This window comes from Pseudomonas baltica, from assembly GCF_031880315.1.
In the GTDB taxonomy this organism is placed as follows: Bacteria; Pseudomonadota; Gammaproteobacteria; order Pseudomonadales; family Pseudomonadaceae; genus Aquipseudomonas.
On the sequence record NZ_CP134771.1, the window covers coordinates 4822673 to 4840079 of the forward strand.

Consider the following 17407-nt stretch of genomic DNA (forward strand, 5'->3'; position numbering starts at 1 on the left):
GTCACACTCCTTGATGATCAGTCTTGAGGGGTAAAGGTGGCGCAGAAGTCATCGACGCTGGCGACCCAGCCGAAGAAGGTCTCGATGTTGAACAGCGCGGCCTGTTGAGCAAATGCCGGGCCAGCCTGGTGGGTGGCATCGGCGAGCACCACGCCGAAGTACTCGAGGAAAAACCCATCGCGCAGGGTCGATTCCACGCACACGTTGGTGGCGATGCCGGTGAACACCAGATTGCGAATGCCGCGGCTGCGCATCAGGCTGTCGAAGTTGGTGTTGAAAAAGCCGCTGTAGCGGGTCTTGGGCACCACCATGTCGCCGGGCTGCGGCTTGAGCTCGTCCACCAACTCATAGTCCCAGCCGCCCTTGGCCAGTAACGTGCCGTGAAGCTCAGGGCGCGAGCGCATGGTTTTCAGCGCGTTGGACTTGTGCCAGTTGGGCGAGCCGGGGCCGCCGGCCTCGACGTATTCCGGGTCCCAGCCGTTCTGGAAGAACACCACCGGCATGCCGGCAGCGCGAGCGGTGGTCAGGGCTTTCTGGATATTGGCGATCACTGGGCCCGTGGTGCTGACGTCGAAACCGGCCAGGTCCAGATAGCCACCCAGGCTGGAATAGGCATTCTGCATGTCGACCACCACCAGCGCGGTTTCGCTGGCCTTCAGGCTCAGGGCCTCCGGGCGGGCGGGCAGGGTGCGGGAGGGCTGGCTGTCCTGGGGCAGGCTGTAACCGGAAACGGGGGCGTTCATCATGCGGACTCCTGCAAGGTATTGATGTGTTGGCGCGAGTGCATCAGGGGCTGGATCTTGCTGCCGAAGTCCTCGACGCCCTTGATGAAGTCGTCGAACACCAGCATCACGCCCTGGGTGCCGGGCACCGTGGCGACCTCATCGAGCATGCGTGCCACCGAGGCCCATGAGCCCACCAGGGTGCCCATGTTGATGTTCACCGCTGAGGTCGGGTCGGCCATCTGGCGCATGTTCGACCCCGGGCTCTGATCGGCGGCGCCTTTCTCGCCGAGCCAGGCGATGGCTTCCTGATCGGCACCGGCCTTGATGAATTCCCAGCGCTCGCGGGCGGCGTCATCGGTGTCGTCGGCGATGATCATGAACAACGCGCAGGCGGTGACGTTACGCCCGGTCCTGGCATTGGCTTCGACCAGCTTGGCAGCGGTCGGGGCGAAGGCGGTGGGGGTGTTGACGCCCTTGCCGAAGCAGAAGTTGTAGTCCGCGTACTGCGACGAGAAGGCCATGCCGGTTTCGCTCTGGCCAGCGCAGATGATCTTCATGTCGGCCTGGGGCTGCGGGCTGACGCGGCAGTCGTCCATGGTGAAGTACTTGCCCTTCAGGTTGCTGTGCCCGGTGGTCCACAGGTCGCGCAGCACCTGAGTGTATTCGGCGAGGTAGTCATAGCGCGTCGAGAAGAACTCGTCGCCGGGCCACAGGCCCATCTGCTCGTACTCGGGCTTTTGCCAGCCGGTCACCAGGTTGACGCCGAAGCGGCCGTTGGAGATGGAGTCGATGGTCGCCGCCATGCGCGCGACGATCGCCGGCGGCAGGGTCAGGGTGGCGGCGGTGGCGAACAACTGGATGCGGCTGGTGACCGCTGCCAGGCCGGCCATCAGGGTGAAGGATTCAAGGTTGTGCTCCCAGAACCCGGTCTTGCCCCCAAAGCCGCGCAACTTGATCATCGACAGGGCGAATTCAAAGCCGTAGTGCTCGGCCTTTTGCACGATCTGCTTGTTGAGTTCGAAACTGGGCATGTATTGCGGTGCGTTTTCCGAGATCAGCCAACCGTTGTTGCCGATCGGGATGAAAATGCCAATGTCCATGTGCGTGGCCTCTTTGATACGGTGCTTCGTTCGAGTTAAGGCGCCTCTGGTGCAGCAGGCGATTGACGAGAGACACAAAGCATTAAGCAGGCCAGTTTTCTAAATCTGTTATTAAACAACGGCTTGTATAATCTTTAGGTTTATTTCGGACCATTTGGTCTGAACTAGAGCACTTGGTTTGTGCATGCTGCACAGCAATGGGGCAATTTGGGCGTGATGGGTATCAATACCAGCCCGAGGATGTCGCCGCCGCTGCGCTCGGGTTAGAGTGCGCGGGTATTCCAGCTGGAAATGGTCATCGACGTGAATAACGAAACCCCTGCCAAGGCATCGGATGCTGGCAAAGCCGGCACTCGCAAGATCAAGTCCGGCGTGGCTAAAAGCGCGCCTGCGCCCAAACCCCCTGCGCCCAAACCCAAGACGCCTGCCTCACGCACTGCCAAGCCCGCCGCGAAAGCCAGGCCCGCCGCTTCAGCCAAGGTCGCAAAGACCCCGCGCGAACCCAGCGCCACCACGGTGAGCCGGCGCATGCGGCTGGTCGAGGGCAAGCGCACAGCCATTCTGGAGGCCGCGCTGGAGATCTTTTCCCGCTTCGGTCTGCACGGCACCAGCCTCGACCAGGTCGCCAGCATGGCCGACGTGTCGAAGACCAACCTGCTGTATTACTTCAGCAGCAAGGAAGAGCTCTACATCAGTGTGCTGCGCCAGTTGCTGGAAGTCTGGCTGCTGCCGTTGCGCGGCTTCAGCGTCGACCAGGATCCGGTCCAGGCGATCAGCGAGTACATCCGCGTCAAGCTGGAGTTGTCTCGCGATCATCCGGCCGAATCGCGGCTGTTCTGCCTGGAGATCATCCAAGGCGCGCCGTTGTTGCTGACCGAGCTGGAGCAGCCGCTGCGCGATATCGTCGAAGCTAAAGTGGCGGTGATTCAGGCGTGGATAGATGCCGGCAAGCTGGCGCCGGTCGAGCCGCATCACTTGATATTTTCGCTGTGGGCGACGACCCAGCATTACGCTGACTTCCGCGCGCAGATCGACGCGGTGACGGGCAAGACGCTGGACGATCCGCTGTTCTTCAATGAGGTGCTGGGCAATCTGCAGGGTTTGATTCTGAACGGTATTCGGCCGCGCTGAATCAGGGAGATTGGCGGCGAAGGGGCCGGTGCGGGCAACCTCGATACAAACACCGCCCGCTTTTCGTGCTCCCATGCACAAACCAAGTGCTCTATTTCAGACCATTTGATCCGCCAAAATAACTAACCATCTGATACAGATCACTATTTAGAGAGTGGCACAGTTTCTGCTTTTCTCCGGACACCAACTCTGCCGGGTGTCCCGGTGCATCGTCCACGTTGCATCAAGAGAGAGGATTGTCGAATGACCCTGCAATACGTGCCCATCATCGATCTCGCTCCATACTTCTCCGGCCAGCCTGAGGGCAAGGCCGCCGTGGCACAGGCCGTGCGCCAGGCGTGCAAGGACATCGGTTTTCTGGTGATCACCGAGCACCAGATCCCGGCCGAGTTGATCCAGCGGGTGTCCGCGCAAACCCGCGCGTTCTTCGACATGCCCCTGGCTGAAAAGCGCAAGGTCGATCGCCCCAGCCCCGAGATGGTGCGCGGTTACAGTGCAGTCGCCGAAGAAAGTCTGTCGTACTCGCTGGAAGAAAGCGCGCCAGGCGACCTCAAGGAATCCTTCTCCATCGGCCCCAGCGACGTGCCCGCCGATGACTACTACCACAACGCCGTCGCGGGCCCGCATTTCGCCCCCAACGTGTGGCCGGCCGAGCATTTGCTGCCGGGTTTCCAGCGTGCCTATCGCGAATACTTCAGCGCCATGAGCGAACTGGCGCAGTCGCTCATGCGCCTGTTCGCCTTGGCGCTCGAGCTCGACGAGCATTTTTTCGACGACAAGATCGACCGCCACATCAGCATGTTCCGCAGCCTCAGTTATCCGGACATCAAGACCGAGGTCGAGGCCGGGCAGATGCGCGCCAGTGCCCACACCGATTACGGCAGCCTGACCATCGTGCGCCCGGACAACGCCCTGGGTGGCCTGCAAGTGCGCAACCGCCAGGGCGAGTGGGTCGACGTGCCCTATGTGGCCGACGGCTTTGTGGTCAATATCGGCGACCTGATGATGCAGTGGACCAACGACGAGTGGATCTCCACGCTGCACCGCGTGGTCAATCCGCCGCTGGCCAGCGCCACCGACAACCGCCGCCAGTCGCTGGTGTTCTTTCACCAGCCCAACTACGACACCCTGATCGAATGCCTCCCCGGTTGCCTGCCCGCGGGTAGCGTACCGCGTCATGCGGCGGTGACCTCGGGCGATCACTTGCTGGCGAAGTTCGTCAAGCAGACTACTTTCGGCGGCAGCAAGGTGGCGTGATGAATACCCTCTCGTACGTCAATGTTTTCGCCCAGGACATCGAAGCGCTGAGCGGTTTTTATGCGCAGCTGTTCGGCTTCGAGGAGATCCAGGCGATCCGTTCGCCGATCTTTCGCGGCCTCGACACGGGCAAGTCGTGTATCGGCTTCAATGCTCCCCAGGCTTATGCATTGTTGGGTCTGGAACAGTTCGCCGGCAGCACCGGCGCCAGGTTCCTGCTCAACATCGACGTCGCCAGCCAGGCCGAAGTGGATCGCCTGGTACCCCTGGCCGTGGCCAGTGGCGCGACGTTGGTCAAGGCGCCTTACCAGACTTACTACCACTGGTATCAGGCGGTGTTGCTCGATCCCGAACAAAACGTATTCCGCATCAACTTCATGGGTTGAATGCCGGTAATTGCCTTCGCTGTCCAACCATCAGGAAATAGACTCGATGCTCAACGGATTTCGTAAAAATGCTGTGGCGGTTGCAATCGGCCTTGGGGTGGCCAGTGGCGCGATGGCGGAAGGCCTGACCCTGGAAAAACCAGCGAAGATCGCCATGGTGTACATCAGCCCGCGCAACGACGGCGGGTGGACCCAGGCGTTCGACGAAGCTCGGGTCAAGCTGGAAAAAGACCTCGACACCAAGATCCAGTACGTCGAAAGCGTCCCGGAAAACGCCGCCGCCATCACCCCCGTGGTCGACCGCCTGATCGCCCGTGGCGCCAACGTCATCATCGGCACTGCGTTCGGCTACTCCGACACCTTCCTGGAACTGGCAAAAAAATACCCGAAAGTGGCCTTCCTCAACGGCTCGGGTACCACCAATGCGCCGAACCTCGAATCCTTCTACGGCCGCACTTACGAGAGCCAGTACCTGTGTGGCATGGCCGCCGGCGCCGCGTCGAAAACCGGCAAGCTGGGCTTCGTTGCCGCCAACCCCTTCGGCCAGGTCAACTGGACCGTCAACGCCTACGAACTGGGCGCCTTGCAGATCAACCCCAAGGCCACCGTCAACGTGATTTTCACGGGTGCCTGGAACGACCCGGTCAAGGAGCGCGCCGCGAGCATGGCGCTGATCGACAGCGGCGCCGATGTGATCGGCCAGCACGTCGACACCCCGACACCGCAGATCGTCGCTCAGGAACGCGGCGTGCTCGGCACCGGCCATCACCGCGACCTCAGCGAGTTCGCCCCCAAGGCCACGGTGTGCTCGTCGGAGTGGGTGTGGGATCGCTTCCTCGGCCCGGAATTGAAAAAGATCATCGCCGGCAACTGGATGCCGCCGGCCAATGGCGCGCTGCTGTCTATGCAGCAGGGCGGTACCGACATCACGCTCAAACCCGGCGACAAGATCTCCGCCGCCGATCAGGCGAAAATCATGGCCGCGCGCGACAAGCTGCTCAAGGGCGAACTGCTGATCTACAGCGGGCCGATGAGCGACCGTGATGGCAAGGAACGCATCGCCGCCGGTCAGCACCTGGCCGATCCGGACCTGTGGAAGATGGACTGGTTCGTCAAGGGAGTGATCTCCCAGCAATGAGCCAGATCAACGCGATTCAGCTGACCGGCATCAACAAGTCGTTCGATGGCTTCCAGGCGCTGAGCGATGCCAGTTTTACCGCCTGCTGGGGCGAGGTGCATGCGTTGCTCGGCGAGAACGGCGCGGGCAAGTCCTCGCTGATGAACATCGCTGCCGGTCTGTATGCACCGGAAAGCGGGTCGCTGTTGATCAACGACAACCTGGTGCGGCTCAAGGGCCCGAGCGATGCCAGCGGGCATCGGATCGGCATGGTGCACCAGCATTTCAAGCTGGTGCGGCCCTTTACCGTGGCCCAGAACATCATCCTCGGCTTGCCGGCCGAGCCCGGCGCTGGCAGCTACAGCAAGCGCCTCAAACACCTCGAAGCACAGATCACCGCCAAGGCGGCGGAACTGGGCTTCGCCATCGACCCGCGGCAGATCGTCGAGACCTTGTCGGTCGCCGAGCAGCAGCGTGTGGAAATCCTCAAGGTGTTGATGGCCGGGGCGCGCATTCTGATTCTCGACGAGCCCACCGCCGTGCTCACCGATCAGGAGGCCGAACGCCTGCTGGCGACCGTGCAGTCGTTCGCTCGCCAAGGCGCGGCAGTGGTGTTGGTGACGCACAAGATGGCCGACGTCAAACGCTATGCCGACCGCGTTACGGTGATGCGCGGCGGTCGGACGGTGCAGACGCTCGCCCCGCAAGGCGTTTCGATCGAGCAACTGGTGCGCCTGACCGTCGGTGAGTCCGCGCCTACCGCCGAATATCAGGCCGCCAGCCCCGGCGAAGCGCGCCTGGTGGTGCGTGATCTGCGCTCCCCAGCCGGGCAGGGGCCCTTGCGCGGTATCGACATGACCCTGCACGCCGGGCAGATCTACGGGATCGCCGGGGTCGGCGGCAACGGCCAGAGCGAATTGGCCAATGCGTTGATGGGCCTGGCGCAGGCGACCGAGGGCGAAATCCTTTTGCAGGGCTTTGGTGACCTGCGCACCGCCAGCAGCGAGTCGCGCCGGGCTTTGGGCATCGCCTCGATTCCCGCCGACCGCTACGGTGCGGCACTGGCCGGCAGCCTGTCGGTGGCGGAAAACTTCGGCATCGGCCAGATCCACAGCGGGCGCTATGGGCCCTTTGCCTTTCTGCGCGGTAAACGGTTGCAGGAGGACGCTGCGGCCGCGATCGAAGCTTTCGACGTGCAGGGCGTGCGCTCGCTCAAGCAAAAGGCCGCGCTGTTGTCGGGCGGCAATGCGCAAAAACTGGTGATCGCCCGCGAGTTCAGCCGCGAGCCGCAGTTGGTGCTGGTGCACAGCCCCAGCCGTGGCCTGGATGTGCGCGCCACGCAAGCGGTGCACGGGCGTTTGCGCGCCGCCCGCGATGCTGGCGCGGCGGTGTTGGTGATCAGCGAAGACCTCGATGAAGTGCTGGCCCTGGCCGACCGCATCGGGGTCATGAACGGCGGCCGTATCGTCGCGCAATTCGAACGCCCTGCCGATCGCCAGGCGATTGGTCGGGCCATGGTGAGTCATGACTGAGACAACGATGGCTGCTTCTCCCGATACGGGCGCCCCGGCCGCTGCAGGTGCGCGTCAGCCCTGGCTGGCGCGGCGCTACACCCTGGAAATTCGCCAGCAACTGGGCTGGGGCTGGCAGGCGCTGATCATCGCTCTGGCGCTGGTGGTCGGCCTGGCGATCTGTGCGGCGATCCTGATCGGCGCCGGCGTGCCGGCCGCGCAGTTGCTCGACGAGTTCGTGGTGCTCACGGTGCTCGATCCGCAGAACTTCAAGGCGGTGCTGTTTCAGGCGGCACCGATGATCATGGTCGGCCTCGCCGGCTGCATGGCGTTTCGCGCGCGCTTCTGGAACCTGGGCCTTGAAGGGCAGATGATCTGGGGCGGGATTGGCGCCACGGCGGTGTCGTTGTTCGACATCGGCCCGGACAGCCTGCGCCTGCCGCTGATGCTGGTGGTGGCAATGCTTTGCGGCATGCTCTGGACGCTAGCGCCGGTGCTGCTGAAGTTGCGCTTGAAGGTCAACGAGATCATCTCGACGCTGATGCTCAACTACATCGCCGCCAACTTCCTCCTGCACCTGCTGTACGGCAGCTGGAAGGACCCGCGCGACAACTTTCCGTATTCGCCGCCCTACCGGGCTTTCGAGCGCCTGCCGGATCTGTTCGATGGCTTCAATGCCGCCATCGTCCTGGCCTTGGTAGTCACGCTGCTGGCGCTTTGGTTCATCGGGATCTCGCGGGCCGGGCTGTACCTGCGCTTCGTCGACGCCAACCCGCGGGTCGCCGGCGCGGTCGGCGTGCCGGTGCGCAAGATGATCGTCGGCACGGTGTTGTTGTCCGGGGCGCTGGCGGGCATCGCCGGGTTCATGGTCACGGCTGGGCAGGAAGGGCGCCTGACTCAGGCGTTCTATCAGGGCTACGGTTTTTCCGGGATTTTGATTGCCTTTCTGGCGCGCAACAACCCGCTGGCGGCGACCCTCGTTGCACTGCTGGTGGCCATGCTGTTCGTCACCGGGCGCAGCCTGCAGGTGTTCTATCAGATTCCGTTTTCGATGGTGCAACTGATCCAGGCGATCCTGGTGATCTGCGTGGCCTCGTCGGACTTTTTCATTCGCCACCGCATGCGGCGTATCCAGGGCAGTGACGCCCCAAGCGGAGAACTGTGATGGACCTGATCGCCAACTGGTTGGGCAACTCGCCGGATTTCGCCGTGCCGTTCGCTTTGGCTGCGCTGGGTTTGATCATCACCGAGCGGGCCGGGGTGCTGGCGTTGGGTGCCGAAGGGCTGATGCTGGTCGGCGCGCTGGCCGGGATCGGTGCGCAGATGAAATTCGGCACGCCGATGATTTCGCTGCTGATAGCCATGCTCGCGGCCAGCGTGGTATCGCTGCTGTTCGCGTTGATGGTGATCGTGTTGCGCATCAACCAGGTGATCGCGGGGCTGGCGCTGGTGTTTTTCTGTCAGGGCCTGACCGGCTTGCTCGGCACCTTGCTGGAGTGGACCAACCACCCGGTCAGTGGCCTGGCGGCGGTGCATCTCTGGCCACTGTCGGAGCTGCCGCTGGTGGGCAAGTTGTTCGTGCAGAACCCGGTGGTGTACCTCACGGGGCTGATCTTTTTGGCAGTGGTGGCGTTTCTGGAGCGCACTCAGGGCGGGCTGCGCTTGCGGGCCGTGGGCGAGAATCCCCAGGCGGCCGACGCGGCGGGGATTTCGGTGTTCAATTACCGGTTGGCGGCGATTCTGGCGGGCGGCGCGCTGATCGGTTTGGCGGGGGGTTATATTTCGGTGCTGAGCACCAAGATGTGGATCGCCGACATGACCGGCGGCCGGGGCTGGATCGCGGTATCGCTGGTGATTTTCGCGCGCTGGTCGCCATGGCGGGCGCTGGCGGGCGCGATTCTGTTCGGCTGCATCGAGGCGTTGATTCCGCAGCTGGCCGCCACTGGCGTGCGCTTGCCGCAGTATTTCGTGCAGATGACGCCCTATGCGGTGACCTTGCTGGTGATGATCTGGGTGGCCATGGGCAAGCGCCAGTCGGGCAGTCAGCCAGGGGCGCTGGGCGAGCCGTTCATTCGCGAAGAACGGCGTTGAAGCCGCGGGCCCTTTCGCGGGTAAGCCCTGTTCCCACACGTGTACGGCCCTGGAGCTGTGTGCATTGTGGGAGCAAGGCTTGCCCGCGAAGAGGCCGGTAAATCCAACACACATCCGCCGCTAGAGGTTCTTCGCCGCCCCACGAGTACCTGGATTCTCCAGTCGCTGAACGATCCTGTCCTTGATCAGCAAGCGCTTTTCCTTGAGCTTCCGGACCGTGTCGTCCGCTGCCGCGTTGGCCTCGGCCTGTACCACCTCGGCATCGATGCTGTCGTATTCGCCGAGCAGACTGTTGAGCAGGGCATCGGTCTGCCTGTGCTTGGCGACCTCTTCCTTGCTGAGTTTCAGGTCTTCGAACAGATTGTGCTTCACTGGCATCTCGTTTACCTCCACGGGATGGTTGAGGGGGATATCGCCACCTGAGAATAGTCACGATTGAGCGTTGGACCCCGTATTTCACTCGGATCGTTCCCTTGGGGTTGTGTATGCTGTGACCAACGTCACTCCAACCATCTCACACCTTCGAATGCAGGGACCGCCATGCCGCATCTTCACCTCGAATACACCCGCAACCTGCCGCTGCCCGATGTCGACGCCTTGTTGCTGCGCCTCAATCACGCATTGATGGCCACCGGGCAGATCGCCAACGAAGCCGATATCAAGAGCCGCGCCCTGGAACTGCAGACTTTCAGAGTAGGGACTGCGCCGGGCGAACGCGGCTTTTTGTACGCCAAGCTGGCGTTGCTGGCCGGGCGCTCGCCAGAGACCAAGAAGCACCTGTCCGATGCCCTGATCGCGGTGCTGAAAGAGGCGGCGGTTTGGCCCAAAGGTGTCGACATTCAGTTCGGGGTGGAGATCGTCGATATGCAGCGCGAGAGTTATGGCAAGGAGCGGCTGCAGTCCTGAAGGTGATGTGCACGTTTCAAGGGCGTCTTCGCGAGCAGGGGTTGCTCCCACAGTGCACGGTGCCTGCGCCGTATATTTGGGGAAGCCCGGCTTGCCCGCGAAGACGCCCGTGGCATCGACAACCTATGCAAGAGGAATAGTCAGTGGATTTCGGCTGGCAGATTGGTCAATACGGTGGCATCACCGTGATGTTTCCCGCAGCCATCGTCGTGGCGGTATGGTTGTGGGTGGCCAGTTGCCGGCGCGTCGGCCTGGAATGGCTGCTGACCCTGGCCATCGCCTATACCTTGGTGGGCGTCAGCAAGATTGCCTTCAAGGGCTGGGGCATCGGTTTCGAGACCCTGGATATCGCTGTGCTCAGCGGCCACGCGATGAACACCTCGCTGGTGGTCATCGTCTCCCTCAGCCTGCTGGCGCGGCAGATCGATCCACGCTGGCGGTGGCCGGTCGCGGTGGGCGCTACGCTGTGGACCTGGTGGTTCGCGGTCAAATGCGTGGCACCGGTCATTCATCCGTTGTCTGAAGCGGTGGCCGGTGCGCTGGTCGGCTCGGTGGGGGCCTGGTTGTTCCTGCGCCGCCTCGAACAGTTCGAGGTGCGCCGACTGGCGACGCCGGCCCTGGCGGCCGGCTTGATGCTGATGATGATCGCCGCGTCGTTGCCCAAGTACACCGCCGAACACCTGCTCAACCACTTCGCCATTTCGCTGTCCGGCGCCGAGCGTCCGCACCTGACGCCGCCCTGGCGTGAACCGCCGGAGTCCTGATTGCCGAGTTAATGCCCCAGCAGGCTCTCGCATCGATATATACTGCGCGCCATTATTCAAGGGAGAGCCTTGTGTCTATCGACATTCACTGGATCCGCGACAACGACAGCCTCGCCCGGCATTGCGCCCTGTGGCAGAGCCTGCCATTCGTAGCCGTCGACACCGAATTCATGCGGGTCGACACGTTTTACCCGATCGCCGGTTTGATCCAGGTCGGCGACGGCCAGAGTGCTTATCTCATCGACCCGTTGACTGTCAGCCAGTGGCAGCCCCTGGCGCAACTGCTGGAAAACCCCGCAGTGATCAAGGTCCTGCACGCGTGCAGCGAAGACCTCGAAGTCCTGCTGCGCCTGACCGGCAGCCTGCCCGCACCCCTGTTCGACACCCAACTGGCCGCCGGCTACCTCAACCTGGGTTTTTCGATGGGCTATTCGCGCTTGGTGCAGGCGGTGCTCGACATCGAACTGCCCAAGGGCGAGACCCGCTCCGACTGGCTGCAGCGCCCGCTGTCCGACACCCAGGTCAGTTACGCCGCCGAAGACGCGGTGCACCTGGCCGAAGTCTTCCGCAGCCTGCGACCGCAACTGTCTGACGAAAAATACGCCTGGGTGCTGGAAGACGGAGCCGAACTGGTTGCGCAATTGCGCCGCGAAATCGACCCGCGCGAGGTGTACCGCGAGGGCAAGCTGGCCTGGAAACTGGCCCCGCAGCAACTGGCGGTCTTGCGCGAACTCTACACCTGGCGCGAGCGCGAGGCCCGTGCCCGTGACGTGCCGCGCAACCGTATTCTGCGTGAAAACTCCTTGTGGCCGCTGGCCAAGACCCAGCCCGACAACCTGTCGGCGCTGGGCAAGATCGAAGACATGCACCCGCGCAGCGTGCGTCATGACGGCGAGTTCATCCTGCGCCTGATCAAGGACGCCGCGCAGCTACCTCCAGAGCAATGGCCTGAACCCTTGCCCGAGCCGCTGCCCATCGAGGCCTCGGCCATCCTCAAGCGACTGCGTGCCATCGGCCAGGCAGAAGGCGAGCGCTTGAACATCGCCCCTGAACTGATGCTGCGCAAGAAAACCCTCGAAGCCCTGCTCAAGAGCGGCTACCCCGCGGGACCTTACCAACTGCCCGATTCGCTGCGCGGCTGGCGCCGTGAACGTATGGGCCAGGCGCTGCTCGACAGCCTGGCCAACGCTGGAGATCAGCCTTGAAACGCATCTGTTCCATCTACAAAAGCCCGCGCAAGAACGAAATGTACCTCTATGTCCTCAAGAGCGACGCTCTGGAGCGCATTCCCGAAGGCCTGCTGACGGTATTCGGCAAACCGGTGCACGCGTTCGATCTGGTGTTGAGCCCCGAGCGCGCCCTGGCCCGCGAGGACATCAACCTGGTGCTCGAACACCTCGACACCCAGGGCTATCACCTGCAGATGCCGCCGGCCGAAGACGAGTACATCGAGCACCTGCCCGAAGAACTGCTGCGCCGCAACGACCCGATGTGAGATCGGCGTTGTTCCCACCTCTTCGGGATGATGCGAATGGCCCCTTCGCGAGCGAGCTCTGCTCCCACAGGGTGGGAGCCGGGCTTGCCCGCGAAGGGGCCGGCATGGCTGGCAAGTTCTCAACAATTTCACTGTAAGCGGCATTGCGCGCGTGTATCCTGCGCGCGCTGCCGTTCTGATTCTTCAAGGTTTTAAACATCATGCGCGTTCTGATCGCAGAACAGGAACATGCCCTCTACGCACGGCTGTTGCAAGAGGCTGCCCCGGACCTCGACGTCCTCACCAGCGGTGACTCTGCCGCGCTCTCGCGTCTCGCCAGTGATTGCTCGGTATGGCTGGGGCAACCCGACCTCATGGCTTCGCTGCTGCGTCAGGGCCATAAACCCGCCTGGCTGCAGAGCACCTGGGCGGGGATCACGCCGCTGCTGGCCCATGGCTTGCCGCGACAGTATCGTCTGACGCGCGCGGTCGGTATTTTCGGCCAGGTCATGGCTGAATATGTCCTCACCTATCTGCTGGGCCATGAGCGTGAAGTGCTGGCCCGCTTGGTCAGCCAGGTCGAGCGCAAGTGGGACGGGCGCCTCAATGCCAGCATCCAGGGCCGCAAGGTGCTGATCGTCGGAGTGGGCGACATCGGCGCCAGCATTGCGCGTTTTTTGCAGCCGTTCGGCGTCGAGCTGTACGGCATCGCCAGTGGTGCCCGGGAGCAGGCGCCGTTCGTCGAGATCGCGCCATTGGCCGATCTTCCGCGGATGGTGGCTCAGGCCGACTATGTGATCAATCTGCTGCCCAACACCGAGCAGACTCACGACCTGTACAACGCGGCGCTGTTCGCCCAGTTCAATCCGCAGGCGTTGTTCATCAATGTGGGTCGTGGCGTGTCCGTGGTCGATGCGGATCTGGTCGAAGCATTGAAGGTCGGCCATCTGGCCGGCGCGGTGATCGATGTCTGCCGCCAGGAGCCACTGCCGCAACAGCACCCGTTCTGGACCGCCTGGGGGTTGCTGCTGACCGGCCACAGCGCCGCCCCGACCTCGCCACGCGCGATGGTAGGGTTGTTCGTGGAGAATCTGCGCGCGTACCAGGCTGAGCAGCCGTTACGCGGGGAAGTGGACTTCGATCGCGGGTATTGAACCCGCGTGCTGGATCTCTGTGGGAGCGAGCCTTGCTCGCGAATCAGGCGCTGCGGTGTCTAGTCTGACGCCTTCCCGAGCGGGGCTGATCCCACAGGGATCTGTGCAAGCCAGGCCATTGTTTACAGGCTGAAATCGCCTTCCGCTGCCAGCTTGCTCAGGGGCAGGCGCGGGCTTGGCGTTTCACGAGCTTGCAGGTATTCAGCCAGGGTCGACTTGTCGCCCAGCTTGCCGATGGCCACGGCGGCGTGCAGGTCGTAACCTTCTGGCACCTTCAGCTCTTCGCGGGTTTTGTCCTGGTCGAAACCGGCCATGGCGTGGGTGTGCCAGCCGCTGATGCTGGCCTGCAACGCCAGGTGGGCCCAAGCCGCGCCAGTGTCGAAGGTGTGCCACAGCGCTGGCGACTCTTCGGTGGCGCCGGGAGCGGTAAAGGTGGTCTTGGAAACGACGATCACCAGTGCCGAGGCGTGCTGCGCCCACCCGCGGTTGAATTCGTTGAGCAGGCCCAGGAAGCGCTCCCAGTTCGGCGTATCACGGCGCGCGTAGAGAAAACGCCAAGGCTGCGAGTTATAGGCCGATGGCGACCAGCGGGCGGCTTCGAAAAAACTCAGCAGGGTTTTCTCGTCGATGGCCTCGGGGGTGAAGGCGCGTGGCGACCAGCGGTTGATGAAGTGCTCGTGGATTTCGTGTTCGGCGATACGTGGCGTAGAGCTCATCTGGCGTTCCTGATAAAGGATGGAATGAATGAGTACGAAAATATCCGGTCCGCAAAATTACTGCGATAGCGCGTGGCTGACAAGTAACTATCGCTCCTGATCGTGCCGGTCGCAGGGCTCTTTTGCGGGCAAACGTTGCCCCCACAGTGCAAGCCGAACCTGAGTGGTACATCTGCGGGTGCAAGGCCTGCCCGCGAAGGGGGCCAGTAACCTTGCACACAAGCGCCATCGGTCACTGGCACTTGACCTGCGCCCGCCGCACAATAGACTGGCCGGCGCTTCATACTCTTACTCGAGATCTGCATCATGGCCGCGAAAGTCGAACCCTTCTGGATCCGCAAGACCCTCTATCAGCTCGATACGGCTGAGTGGGAGTCGTTGTGCGATGGCTGTGGCCTGTGCTGCCTGCAAAAACTCGAGGACGAGGACGACCACAGCGTCTTCTACACCAGCATCGCCTGCAAACTCCTCGACCTGAAAACCTGCCAGTGCACCAACTACCCGCAGCGCAAAGCGTTCGTGCCTGACTGCATCCAGCTGACGCCAGGCCAGGCCGACGAGTTCAAGTGGTTGCCGCCCACCTGTGGCTATCGTCTGGTCAGCGAGCGCAAGGACTTGCCACTCTGGCATCACCTGGTGTGCGGTGATCGCGAGCAAGTGCACAAGCAGCGGATCTCGCAGTCGGGGCGCATGCAGCCGGAAGGCAGCGTGCCTGAGGACGACTGGGAAGACTATCTGATCTTTCGGGCGGGATGAGGCGGGTGGGATAAGCGCTTGGCGGGTGGACCGAGGGGCGCCGCAGGGCCCCTCGTTGCAGCAAGACCCGATCAGGCCTTGGGCGATTTCAGCGAATCGTTGCCAGTAATGGTAGCCGACTCGGTCGCTGCCACGGCATTGTCCTTGAGTTTGGACAGCTGAGCGCCAGCGCGTTCGATCTGCGCACGAACGCCGTCCATGTCTTCACGGCTTTTCTCGATCACGCTTTTGATGCGGCTGTGGCCGGTGAAGCCCCGCGCCAGGGCGACGCCGCCGATGGCCAGCTGGACCAGGCCGAATACGCCGCCGCGTCGCACCCCTTTGACCACCGATGCCACACCCACGAGGATGGAGCCCGCGCGCTCCCAGCCCTGCACGTTATGCTCGGGCGCAGGTTGCAGGGGGGCGCTCTTGACCAGATTCAGGGTTTTACTGTCGCTCATGATCACTCTCCAGATCGAGGCCCCGGAAGGGGCGGATACTAAGCTGACTATCAAACCCGGCGGCTGTTCCATCGGCTTACTTGAATTTTGGCCCTGAACGGGTGTTGAGGCCCTTGGCCAGACGGTCGTAAAGCACCACATTCACAGTAGCCGCGAGGTTCATGCAGCCGGTGGTGGGAATGTAGATGGTGTCTTCGCACCAGTCGCGCACGCTCTGGTCGAGGCTGCCGTCTTCAGGGCCGAAAATGTAGATGGCGCGATCCGGATGGGTGTACTCCGGCAGTGGCCGGGCGCCGTCCACGAGCTCGACCGCCACCGGTGTGCAGCCCAGCGGGATGATCTTTTGCAGATCGTCGATGCCGATCAGCGGGATGTCGTAGTGCACCCGCTTGGTGTCGGTAACGAAATCCCGGGCGCGCTCGTAGCGTTGGCCGGTGTAGAACACCGAATTGACCCCATAGCAGCCGGCAGCGCGCATTACCGAGCCGACGTTTTCTGGTGATTTGGGGTTGAACAGACCAATGCAGCTGTAACGTTTGTTCGCCACGTGTCTGTGACCTTCTGCCAAAAAACGCGAAGTATAAGCGCTTGCTGCCGGGATGCCGAGCGCCAGCGGTTGGCGCGCGTGGGTGGACGCTAGTCTTTTTTCATCAGGTCGGCGAGGGCGGCGAAGGGGTTGTGGGTGACCTTGGCGGCTTTGGGCGACTGCAGCGAGCCGTCGGCGAAGTATTGCTGATCGGTATAGCGCGAGTGCTCGTTGTCGTGACAGAACAGGCACAACAGCTCCCAGTTGCTGCCATCCTGCGGGTTGTTGTCGTGGTTGTGATCGCGGTGGTGAACCGTCAGCTCACTCAGGCGCTTGCCAGCGAATTCCCGTGAGCAGCGGCCACACACGTGGGGGTACATTTTCAGCGCCTTGTCGCGATAGCCCATCTCTTTGTCGCGTTTGGCGTCGGCGAGGATGCGGTCGAGCTTGGCAGTGTGGGGGGTGGACGAACTCATGGGTTCACCTCAAAGGGATAATGACAGTCAGGTGGGCATTCTAGCGCTTTTTGTGCAGAGGGAAGCGTGGGTCGAGTGGTTTGCAGATATGTCAGCGCGTCAACTTGATGGTGCCGCCACTGGCGCTTTCCCGGGCAAGCCTTGCTCCCACAGGGCAAGGCTCAGGTCCGGTCAATGCTGTGGGCAAGGCTCGCCCGCGAAAGCGGTGGTGCAGCCGACAGAGCTATAATGCCCATCCGATTACTTGAAAGCACTGCAACCTATGTCCCGAGCCCGCTGCGAGCGCTGCCAGCGCCCGCAAAGCCATTGCCTGTGCGCATTGATCCCCAGCCTGCCTAGTCGCACGAAGGTGTTGATCCTGCAGCATCCGAGCGAAGTCGATCATGCCTTGAATACTGCGCGGCTGGCAGCCTTGGGCTTGCAGCAGGCGCAATTGGTCGTGGGCGAGGTGTTCGATGATCTGGCGGCCTGGCTGAATCACCCCGGTTATCAGGCGCGGCTGCTGTTCCCCGGCGAAGAGGCCGAGGTAATCAGCCACAATGCCGACGACATTCAGCCTTGGCTGCTGGTGGTGCCGGATGGCACCTGGCGCAAGGCGCGCAAGCTGCTGCATCTCAATCCGCTGCTGGCGAGCTTGCCACGGGTGACGTTGGCCCCGGGTGCCACCTCGCGCTATCGGTTGCGCAAGGCACCTGCCCCTGGGGCGTTATCGACCCTGGAGGCGATCACCCAGGCGCTCGAAACCCTGGAGTCACCGCAGTCGTTCGCGCCGTTGCTGGCGCCGTTCGAACGCTTGATCGAAGGGCAGATCGAAGCCATGGGTGCCGAGACCTTTTCACGTAACCACGAGCGCTGAAGCAACGTGAGCGGCCTC

21 protein-coding genes are annotated in these 17407 nt (G+C 62.7%); 14 read left to right on the forward strand and 7 right to left on the reverse strand.

The window, feature by feature from the left end:
- Nucleotides 1-17: 17 nt before the first annotated feature.
- Nucleotides 18-743: a pyrimidine utilization protein B gene (gene rutB / locus REH34_RS21630; RefSeq protein WP_311972131.1), complete on the reverse strand. Its 726-nt coding sequence runs from the start codon at nucleotides 741-743 to the stop codon at nucleotides 18-20.
- Entirely contained in the window at nucleotides 743-1825 is a 1083-nt protein-coding gene (gene rutA, locus REH34_RS21635) for a pyrimidine utilization protein A (RefSeq protein ID WP_311969124.1), read from the reverse strand. The genes rutB and rutA overlap by 1 nt, the downstream gene beginning before the upstream one ends.
- Before the next feature lie 372 nt (nucleotides 1826-2197).
- Here rutA and rutR point away from each other — a divergent pair, with 372 nt between their 5' ends.
- The 7 genes from rutR to REH34_RS21670 all read left to right on the forward strand — a co-directional run bounded on the left by rutR (nucleotide 2198) and on the right by REH34_RS21670 (nucleotide 9318).
- Nucleotides 2198-2956 carry an HTH-type transcriptional regulator RutR gene (gene rutR / locus REH34_RS21640; RefSeq protein WP_409373345.1) on the forward strand — a complete coding sequence of 253 codons (759 nt, stop codon included), beginning with the start codon at nucleotides 2198-2200 and terminating at the stop codon, nucleotides 2954-2956.
- A 243-nt stretch (nucleotides 2957-3199) separates the two neighbouring features.
- Entirely contained in the window at nucleotides 3200-4213 is a 1014-nt protein-coding gene (locus REH34_RS21645; protein WP_311969125.1) for a 2-oxoglutarate and iron-dependent oxygenase domain-containing protein, read from the forward strand.
- Nucleotides 4213-4599, forward strand: a complete 387-nt coding sequence (locus REH34_RS21650) for a VOC family protein (RefSeq protein ID WP_226503296.1) — start codon at nucleotides 4213-4215, stop codon at nucleotides 4597-4599. The genes REH34_RS21645 and REH34_RS21650 overlap by 1 nt, the downstream gene beginning before the upstream one ends.
- A gap of 46 nt (nucleotides 4600-4645) precedes the next feature.
- Nucleotides 4646-5737: a BMP family ABC transporter substrate-binding protein gene (locus tag REH34_RS21655; RefSeq protein WP_409373157.1), complete on the forward strand. Its 1092-nt coding sequence runs from the start codon at nucleotides 4646-4648 to the stop codon at nucleotides 5735-5737.
- Nucleotides 5734-7248 carry an ABC transporter ATP-binding protein gene (locus REH34_RS21660; RefSeq protein ID WP_311969126.1) on the forward strand — a complete coding sequence of 505 codons (1515 nt, stop codon included), beginning with the start codon at nucleotides 5734-5736 and terminating at the stop codon, nucleotides 7246-7248. Before REH34_RS21655 ends, REH34_RS21660 begins: the two co-directional genes overlap by 4 nt.
- A 7-nt stretch (nucleotides 7249-7255) precedes the next feature.
- Nucleotides 7256-8392, forward strand: a complete 1137-nt coding sequence (locus tag REH34_RS21665) for an ABC transporter permease (RefSeq protein WP_409373346.1) — start codon at nucleotides 7256-7258, stop codon at nucleotides 8390-8392.
- Nucleotides 8392-9318: an ABC transporter permease gene (locus REH34_RS21670; RefSeq protein WP_311969127.1), complete on the forward strand. Its 927-nt coding sequence runs from the start codon at nucleotides 8392-8394 to the stop codon at nucleotides 9316-9318. The genes REH34_RS21665 and REH34_RS21670 overlap by 1 nt, the downstream gene beginning before the upstream one ends.
- A gap of 120 nt (nucleotides 9319-9438) precedes the next feature.
- On the opposite strand, the gene REH34_RS21675 is transcribed toward REH34_RS21670, so the two are convergent.
- Nucleotides 9439-9696, reverse strand: a complete 258-nt coding sequence (locus REH34_RS21675; RefSeq protein ID WP_311969128.1) for a DUF465 domain-containing protein — start codon at nucleotides 9694-9696, stop codon at nucleotides 9439-9441.
- 162 nt (nucleotides 9697-9858) lie between these two features.
- Here REH34_RS21675 and REH34_RS21680 point away from each other — a divergent pair, with 162 nt between their 5' ends.
- The 5 genes from REH34_RS21680 to REH34_RS21700 all read left to right on the forward strand — a co-directional run bounded on the left by REH34_RS21680 (nucleotide 9859) and on the right by REH34_RS21700 (nucleotide 13616).
- Complete coding sequence (locus REH34_RS21680) at nucleotides 9859-10224, forward strand: 5-carboxymethyl-2-hydroxymuconate Delta-isomerase (protein ID WP_226503301.1); 366 nt, start codon at nucleotides 9859-9861, stop codon at nucleotides 10222-10224.
- Nucleotides 10225-10367: 143 nt separating this feature from the next.
- Entirely contained in the window at nucleotides 10368-10988 is a 621-nt protein-coding gene (locus REH34_RS21685) for a hypothetical protein (protein WP_226503302.1), read from the forward strand.
- Between the two features lie 71 nt (nucleotides 10989-11059).
- Nucleotides 11060-12193: a ribonuclease D gene (rnd, locus tag REH34_RS21690; protein WP_226503303.1), complete on the forward strand. Its 1134-nt coding sequence runs from the start codon at nucleotides 11060-11062 to the stop codon at nucleotides 12191-12193.
- Nucleotides 12190-12483: a YcgL domain-containing protein gene (locus REH34_RS21695; RefSeq protein ID WP_226503304.1), complete on the forward strand. Its 294-nt coding sequence runs from the start codon at nucleotides 12190-12192 to the stop codon at nucleotides 12481-12483. The genes rnd and REH34_RS21695 overlap by 4 nt, the downstream gene beginning before the upstream one ends.
- 200 nt (nucleotides 12484-12683) lie before the next feature.
- Nucleotides 12684-13616: a D-2-hydroxyacid dehydrogenase gene (locus REH34_RS21700; RefSeq protein ID WP_311969129.1), complete on the forward strand. Its 933-nt coding sequence runs from the start codon at nucleotides 12684-12686 to the stop codon at nucleotides 13614-13616.
- A gap of 122 nt (nucleotides 13617-13738) precedes the next feature.
- Here the strand turns inward: REH34_RS21700 and REH34_RS21705 are convergent, their stop codons facing one another.
- Nucleotides 13739-14332, reverse strand: coding sequence for a nitroreductase family protein (locus REH34_RS21705; RefSeq protein WP_226503306.1), 594 nt, complete (start codon nucleotides 14330-14332; stop codon nucleotides 13739-13741).
- A gap of 306 nt (nucleotides 14333-14638) precedes the next feature.
- Between REH34_RS21705 and REH34_RS21710 the strand changes: the two genes are divergently transcribed.
- Complete coding sequence (locus tag REH34_RS21710) at nucleotides 14639-15088, forward strand: YcgN family cysteine cluster protein (protein ID WP_226503307.1); 450 nt, start codon at nucleotides 14639-14641, stop codon at nucleotides 15086-15088.
- A 71-nt stretch (nucleotides 15089-15159) separates the two neighbouring features.
- Here REH34_RS21710 and REH34_RS21715 read toward each other — a convergent pair whose 3' ends face one another.
- From REH34_RS21715 to REH34_RS21725, 3 genes are all read right to left on the reverse strand, one after another.
- The gene (locus REH34_RS21715) at nucleotides 15160-15531 is read right to left on the reverse strand and encodes a DUF2892 domain-containing protein (RefSeq protein ID WP_226503308.1); all 372 of its coding nucleotides are present in this window, start codon (nucleotides 15529-15531) and stop codon (nucleotides 15160-15162) included.
- Nucleotides 15532-15607: 76 nt separating this feature from the next.
- Nucleotides 15608-16078, reverse strand: a complete 471-nt coding sequence (locus tag REH34_RS21720; protein WP_226503309.1) for an RNA methyltransferase — start codon at nucleotides 16076-16078, stop codon at nucleotides 15608-15610.
- A gap of 89 nt (nucleotides 16079-16167) precedes the next feature.
- Entirely contained in the window at nucleotides 16168-16533 is a 366-nt protein-coding gene (locus tag REH34_RS21725) for a YajD family HNH nuclease (protein ID WP_226503310.1), read from the reverse strand.
- Between the two features lie 262 nt (nucleotides 16534-16795).
- Here REH34_RS21725 and REH34_RS21730 point away from each other — a divergent pair, with 262 nt between their 5' ends.
- Nucleotides 16796-17389, forward strand: coding sequence for a DTW domain-containing protein (locus tag REH34_RS21730; protein WP_311969130.1), 594 nt, complete (start codon nucleotides 16796-16798; stop codon nucleotides 17387-17389).
- Nucleotides 17390-17407 lie beyond the last annotated feature (18 nt).

Coding starts and splice junctions, on each gene's coding strand:
- rutB (WP_311972131.1), bottom strand. CDS start 743: ATGAACGCCCCCGTTTCCGGTTACAGCCTGCCCCAGGACAGCCAGCCC.
- rutA (WP_311969124.1), bottom strand. CDS start 1,825: ATGGACATTGGCATTTTCATCCCGATCGGCAACAACGGTTGGCTGATC.
- REH34_RS21645 (WP_311969125.1), top strand. CDS start 3,200: ATGACCCTGCAATACGTGCCCATCATCGATCTCGCTCCATACTTCTCC.
- REH34_RS21650 (WP_226503296.1), top strand. CDS start 4,213: ATGAATACCCTCTCGTACGTCAATGTTTTCGCCCAGGACATCGAAGCG.
- REH34_RS21655 (WP_409373157.1), top strand. CDS start 4,646: ATGCTCAACGGATTTCGTAAAAATGCTGTGGCGGTTGCAATCGGCCTT.
- REH34_RS21660 (WP_311969126.1), top strand. CDS start 5,734: ATGAGCCAGATCAACGCGATTCAGCTGACCGGCATCAACAAGTCGTTC.
- REH34_RS21665 (WP_409373346.1), top strand. CDS start 7,256: ATGGCTGCTTCTCCCGATACGGGCGCCCCGGCCGCTGCAGGTGCGCGT.
- REH34_RS21670 (WP_311969127.1), top strand. CDS start 8,392: ATGGACCTGATCGCCAACTGGTTGGGCAACTCGCCGGATTTCGCCGTG.
- REH34_RS21675 (WP_311969128.1), bottom strand. CDS start 9,696: ATGCCAGTGAAGCACAATCTGTTCGAAGACCTGAAACTCAGCAAGGAA.
- REH34_RS21680 (WP_226503301.1), top strand. CDS start 9,859: ATGCCGCATCTTCACCTCGAATACACCCGCAACCTGCCGCTGCCCGAT.
- REH34_RS21700 (WP_311969129.1), top strand. CDS start 12,684: ATGCGCGTTCTGATCGCAGAACAGGAACATGCCCTCTACGCACGGCTG.
- REH34_RS21705 (WP_226503306.1), bottom strand. CDS start 14,332: ATGAGCTCTACGCCACGTATCGCCGAACACGAAATCCACGAGCACTTC.
- REH34_RS21710 (WP_226503307.1), top strand. CDS start 14,639: ATGGCCGCGAAAGTCGAACCCTTCTGGATCCGCAAGACCCTCTATCAG.
- REH34_RS21715 (WP_226503308.1), bottom strand. CDS start 15,531: ATGAGCGACAGTAAAACCCTGAATCTGGTCAAGAGCGCCCCCCTGCAA.
- REH34_RS21725 (WP_226503310.1), bottom strand. CDS start 16,533: ATGAGTTCGTCCACCCCCCACACTGCCAAGCTCGACCGCATCCTCGCC.
- REH34_RS21730 (WP_311969130.1), top strand. CDS start 16,796: ATGTCCCGAGCCCGCTGCGAGCGCTGCCAGCGCCCGCAAAGCCATTGC.